Below are 5,470 nucleotides of genomic sequence, written 5' to 3'. Positions count from 1 at the left end.
AGGCTGTGCTGTCTGACCTGGTGTGCGCCTGCCATTCGCGGCAGGGGAATGTTTCGTGTCCGCTGATTGCGTCGTTGCAAGGTGGAACGAGCTTGGCAGGGGCTTCCACAGCTTAGCGTGCTTTATTTTCCGTTTTCTGAGGTGCCCCCTACCAGCAACGCACCGCCGAAGACCGGCAGCAGGAGCGCGAGCAATTCCAGATGGTTAACCGGGGCCTGAAAGACCAGATTCAAGACCTGCAAAACCGGCTCATCCAAGCCGAGTCAAGAGCGTCCGAGCTGATAGACACTAATGCGCAATTACAACGACAAACGCATGAGCTCGAACAGGCCAATGCGATGCACAAAAGCACCTTGGATAGGCAAGTGGCCGATATCCAGAACTTGGAGCATCAACTTAACGACGCCTCGGCAAAAAACCGGGAGCGGAAGCATGAAAGCAAACAATTGGCGGATAATATTGCCGCACTCGCAAGCCAGAAAGCAGATGCCGATAAGCAGGTGGCCGTACTATCCCAAGCATTAGAGGTCACCAAAACGGATCTGAAAGCCTCTCAGAATAGAGCGGAAGTTCTGTCCGATGAGAACAAGTTGATTCTTCAGGAAAAAGCGGTGATTCAGGGGCAGTTTAAGCAGCTTCAGGAGTCACTGTCGCGATAAAGGCTTTAGTCAAACATTCATCGAAAAAGCTATATTAATCAATATATTATATACGAAGTGGCTAATTCCAACGCTTTTACCGGCCGGACCTCAAGTAGCTGCACCGGCCGCCATTTCATTCAAAGAGGCCTCGACGACAGTCAAAACTGTTCGACGCACGTCGATCTTCCATCGCACGCGCTCGACGCATCGGTCCAGGCTTTCGCTATCGTCTGCGTCCAATGCTTTGCAAAGTCGCGCCAGTTCGTCGAGCCCAATTCCGGACTCGAAGGCTGCGCGGAGAAACCGCAGCCTTCCGAGTGTTTTGTCATCGAAAATGTTATAGCCACTTTCGGTTCGCCGAGCAGGGTGCAACAAGCCGCGTATCATGTAGTCGCGCACGACATGCACGCTGACGCAAGCATCATCAGCCAGCTTCGATATCGAGTACGCATTCATACTGGGCTTTCCTCGCAGTCCTCTAGCAGCTTAAGCGCGACATCATGACCAAGGTCGAACGCACTCTCGACAGGCACGACCTCAATCCCTTGGTGGGTCGAAGCCCACGAATTTGCAATAGACGGAGACGCAAAGAAATGCACATGACAGCAAAACGAACAACGAATGTCGGGCGAAGTATCCGGAGTTCGCAGTGAAACCATTGCTTCTGCCGGTTCGACATGAAGCACTGCTTCTGGTGCAACGGTGAGAGTGATCGGCCTACCGGTGGCGGCGCAGCGGGAAGTGACACGGGCAATCTTGCCGGTCAAGGCGGGAAACATCAAGGTGTCCAGCGCACACCATGTGTACAAATGACGGCCATCCACCTCAAAAACGTGAGAGGTTTCACGTAGTGTCAGCCCCAGTCCAATGATATTGGCCTCGTCGTCATATTCCGTACCAGGTGCCTGCTCAAGTACCGTTGCAACTCTCGCTCCAGACCATCCGAGTGCGCCGGCGAGCTTTTCGCGTGATACAGGTCCCCCCATCGCTAGCTGTCGGAGCAGCGCGACAAAGAGCGTTGCGAACTCTTTAGGATGATTGCCAGATGAAAGGCTTTCGGCAATCTTTTTGGAATAAATAGTCTTGTTCATTTTCCACCTGTTATATCGGGCAGCGATCAACCGAGATAAACCTTACTCGGCGGTTACGTCCTGCGCTTAAAAAAGACGAATTACTTTGTGCCTTGCCGGCGTTGCCATTCCTCGGCCAGCAGCTGGGCTTGCTGTAACTGTTCGGGCTTCATTTGAGCTGCATAGTCTGCAACGACTTTTGCTGCTGTCGGTTCTCCCGACGCTGCGGCCAGACTCATCCACTGGTATGCCTGCACCTGGTCGGGCGCGATGTCGGTAAGACCCTTTGCAAACAGCTGGGCCAGCCTGACTTGAGCCTGCGTGTGTCCCTGCTCGGCAGCGAGGCGGTACCACTTGAAAGCCTCTGCATCGTTGGCAGGAGCCGCACGCCCATTCTTATACATACCGTCGACTTCACTTCCGTAGAGGCGCCCGAGGTTGAACTGTGCATCGGCTTCACCCTGCTCGGCCGCCCTGCGGAACCACTGGATCGATGCCGCGTGGTTTTGCTTTACGCCCATACCGCATTTGTACGCAAGACCCATGATGTTCTGAGCCATGGCATCGCCAGCCCTGGCCTTCTTTTCCCAATCACTGACGGTCTCTGGCGACAATGTTTCAATCGCGGCGCCGAGCTTAGAAAAATCATAAGCCGCCAACGCTTGGTTTGGCATGCCTAACGTTGCGGTACTTGCCAGTACGATCGTCAAGCACGCGCGTACACGGCGTAATTTAAGTCTGATGTCACAAAACATAAAAACTCCTCTGTCCCTGTTTTGGTGCCCAAGGTTTAGCCGGCACAGCACGATAGCTGTGTCACATCCTTCGAAAAAGTCTGTGCCACCAGTTTGAGACCTTCAACCATGGTGAGGTAAGGGAAAAGCTGGTTAGCCAGATCCTGGACGGTCATGCGGGCCCGGATGGCAATCGCGGCAGTCTGGATGATTTCGCCTGCTTCCGGTGTCACAGCCTGGACTCCGAGAATGCGTCCGGACCCTGCCTCAGCAACAAGCTTGATAAAGCCGCGGGTATCGAAGTTGGCGAGTGCACGCGGCACATTGTCGAGCGTGAGCGTACGGCTTTCGGTTTGCAGACCAATGCGCTGGGCCTCTGCTTCACTGTAGCCTACCGTGGCAACTTGCGGATCGGTGAACACGACTGCCGGCATGGCGTCGAGATCGAGCTTTACGTCGCCGCCGGTCATATTAATGCCAGCCCGGGTACCAGCCGCGGCTGCAACGTAGACGTACTGAGGCTGGTCAGTGCAGTCGCCAGCTGCGTAAATGTTCGAAGCACTCGTGCGCATGCCTTGATCGATCAGGATGCGATGTTGCGAGTCAAACGTCACACCTGCGCGCTCGAGATTCAGGCTTGCGGTATTTGGCGTGCGGCCGGTGGCAACAAGCAATTGATCCACCTTTAACTCGCCCTGCGCGGTCGTCAGGATGAATTGGCGGTCGCAATAGGTCACGGCACTCGCCTGCGTCTGTGTCAGCACCGTGATGCCTTCCGCACGGAAAGCTGCAGTCACGGCCTCGCCAATGGCAGGGTCGTCACTGGCAAACAAGGTGCGCCGGGCCAGGACCGTCACCTCGCTGCCCAAGCGCGCAAACGCTTGTGCCAGTTCCAGTGCTACGACCGAGGCGCCAATTACTGCCAGCCGTTTAGGAATGGCTTCGCTAACCAGGGCTTCGGTGGACGTCCAATATGGCGTTCCTGCAAGACCAGGCAACGGCGGGATGGCAGCGCTTGCACCAGTGGCAATGAGACAGCGATCGAAGGCCACTTCGCGAGTGTCACCTTCTGCCGCTTCCACGATAAGCGTTTGGCCATCCTTGAATCGGGCGCTGCCTCGCACCAGATTGATCGACGGATTGCTTTCGAGGATGCTTTCATATTTAGCATGACGCAGCTCGTCCACACGGGCCTGCTGTTGCGCCAGCAGACGGTCACGCAGGACAACTGGGGGCGTTGCCGACAGTCCCACGTCAAAAGGACTTTCGCGTCGCAGATGAGCGATATGCGCTGCCCGAATCATGATCTTAGAAGGGACGCAGCCCACGTTGACGCAGGTGCCGCCGATAGTTCCCCGCTCGATCAGGGTGACACGGGCACCGTTTTCAGCTGCCTTCAGCGCTGCTGCCACAGCGGCGCCGCCAGTACCGATGATCGCCACATGCAGCTGACCTGCCGGTTTCTCCACCGCGCGCTCGCCGCTCAGCCACTGGGCGGCTTTGCCAAGGAGTCCTGGCTGTTCAACACTGCGCTCTTTGCTTTCAAATTCGTCTGTAGGCGTAGCACCGTAACCAAGGGCGCCCACTGCTGCTACGAGCGCGGACACGTCAAGCCTATTGCCTGTGACTTGCGCCTTGTTCGATGGATAATCGACAGCCGCTCGCGTTACGCCGGGGACCGCCAGCAGCGCGTCCTCAACGTGCCTTGTACAACTTGGGCAAGTCATTCCCGCCACGCTCAAACCAACTTCGTTTAACTCTTGCATTCCGCTCTCTCTTTTATCCGTTGTGCCCAAGCCAACTAGTACGACGCCTCGGTCACTGAATCGGTTGTGCGCTTCAGGGAACAGGCTCCGTGGGTCGTTTACAGGCTGCTCACGCGATGACGACCGGCAGAATCGCCTGAGCGGCATCTCTGCCGTGGTTCTAGCGATGCTGCCGTTATTTGTTGCCTTACTTCTTCAGCTCAGATGGGTAGCCTACATCCGTCGTCGCCTTGCTAAGCGCCTGGACGTTGGTCTTCGCATCGTCAAACGTTACGACGGCAAGCTTGGTTGAGAAGTCGACCTCGGTCTTGCTAACACCGTCGACCTTGCTCAAGGCCTTTTTAATGGTGATAGGACAAGTCGCGCAGGTCATGCCAGGAACGGCCAAGGTGACCGTCTGCGTGGCGGCCCACACCGGGGCAACAGCGGCGGCGAGGGCAAGGGAGGCAAACAGTTTCTTCATGATGAACTCCTGGTTAATAGAAAAATGGAACGACATAGGGAAATCCAAGCGCGACCAGGACCAGCACGGCCACGATCCAGAAAATCAGCTTGTAGGTGGCGCGCACCTGCGGAATCGCGCAGACCTCACCTGGCTTGCATGCCTGCACGGGCCGGTAAATCCGCTTCCAGGCGAAGAACAGCGCCACTAGCGCCGCGCCGATGAACAACGGTCGATAGGGTTCCAGCACCGTCAGGTTGCCGATCCAAGCACCGGAGAAGCCCAGGGCGACCAGTACTAGCGGCCCCAGGCAGCAGGTCGATGCAAGAATGGCGGCCAGCCCGCCGGCGAAGAGCGCACCGCGCCCGTTTTGTGGTTCAGACATACGTTGGCCCTTTTGAATTTGGATTGGATAGCGTAACCTTACTTCCGTACTCATGTACGGAGTCAAGCGATATGGAAAATAATTTGGAAAACCTGACCATTGGCGTTTTTGCCAAGGCGGCCGGGGTCAACGTGGAGACAATCCGCTTCTATCAGCGCAAGGGCCTGTTGCCGGAACCGGACAAGCCTTACGGCAGCATCCGCCGCTATGGGGAGGCGGACGTGGTTCGGGTGAAATTCGTGAAATCGGCACAGCGGCTGGGGTTCAGTCTGGACGAGATTGCCGAGCTGTTGCGGCTCGACGATGGCACCCACTGCGAGGAGGCCAGCAGCCTGGCCGAGCACAAGCTCCAAGACGTGCGCGAGAAGATGGCCGATTTGGCGCGCATGGAGGCTGTGCTGTCTGACCTGGTGTGCGCCTGCCATTCGCGGC

8 protein-coding genes and 1 pseudogene are annotated in these 5,470 nt (G+C 56.7%); 3 read left to right on the top strand and 6 right to left on the bottom strand.

Features of this window, described 5'->3' with window-relative positions; translation table 11 throughout:
• Both AC13E3_RS00120 and AC13E3_RS00115 read left to right on the top strand, forming a co-directional pair.
• Positions 1 to 116, top strand: a pseudogene (locus AC13E3_RS00120) (MerR family transcriptional regulator); the annotation flags it as partial.
• An 84-nt stretch (positions 117 to 200) separates the two neighbouring features.
• Positions 201 to 659 (top strand): hypothetical protein, encoded by a 459-nt coding sequence (locus AC13E3_RS00115; RefSeq protein WP_011405611.1) that lies wholly within the window; start codon positions 201 to 203, stop codon positions 657 to 659.
• A gap of 90 nt (positions 660 to 749) precedes the next feature.
• Here AC13E3_RS00115 and merD read toward each other — a convergent pair whose 3' ends face one another.
• From merD to AC13E3_RS00085, 6 genes are all read right to left on the bottom strand, one after another.
• The gene (gene merD / locus AC13E3_RS00110) at positions 750 to 1,097 is read right to left on the bottom strand and encodes a mercuric resistance transcriptional repressor MerD (protein ID WP_021443905.1); all 348 of its coding nucleotides are present in this window, start codon (positions 1,095 to 1,097) and stop codon (positions 750 to 752) included.
• Positions 1,094 to 1,732: an organomercurial lyase MerB gene (gene merB / locus AC13E3_RS00105; RefSeq protein WP_058672289.1), complete on the bottom strand. Its 639-nt coding sequence runs from the start codon at positions 1,730 to 1,732 to the stop codon at positions 1,094 to 1,096. Before merB ends, merD begins: the two co-directional genes overlap by 4 nt.
• An 80-nt stretch (positions 1,733 to 1,812) precedes the next feature.
• Positions 1,813 to 2,466, bottom strand: coding sequence for a phenylmercury resistance protein MerG (gene merG, locus AC13E3_RS00100; RefSeq protein WP_011405609.1), 654 nt, complete (start codon positions 2,464 to 2,466; stop codon positions 1,813 to 1,815).
• A gap of 35 nt (positions 2,467 to 2,501) precedes the next feature.
• Positions 2,502 to 4,211: a mercury(II) reductase gene (merA, locus tag AC13E3_RS00095; RefSeq protein WP_011405608.1), complete on the bottom strand. Its 1,710-nt coding sequence runs from the start codon at positions 4,209 to 4,211 to the stop codon at positions 2,502 to 2,504.
• Between the two features lie 187 nt (positions 4,212 to 4,398).
• Positions 4,399 to 4,674 carry a mercury resistance system periplasmic binding protein MerP gene (gene merP, locus AC13E3_RS00090; RefSeq protein WP_011405607.1) on the bottom strand — a complete coding sequence of 92 codons (276 nt, stop codon included), beginning with the start codon at positions 4,672 to 4,674 and terminating at the stop codon, positions 4,399 to 4,401.
• 13 nt (positions 4,675 to 4,687) lie between these two features.
• Positions 4,688 to 5,038 carry a mercuric transport protein MerT gene (locus AC13E3_RS00085; protein ID WP_001294663.1) on the bottom strand — a complete coding sequence of 117 codons (351 nt, stop codon included), beginning with the start codon at positions 5,036 to 5,038 and terminating at the stop codon, positions 4,688 to 4,690.
• A gap of 71 nt (positions 5,039 to 5,109) precedes the next feature.
• Here AC13E3_RS00085 and merR point away from each other — a divergent pair.
• A partial coding sequence (gene merR, locus AC13E3_RS00080) for an Hg(II)-responsive transcriptional regulator (RefSeq protein ID WP_482901551.1) occupies positions 5,110 to 5,470 on the top strand: 361 nt, incomplete at its 3' end.

This window comes from Marinobacter sp. L-80, assembly GCF_056859395.1.
This window is presented reverse-complemented; position numbering and strand designations above follow the sequence as displayed.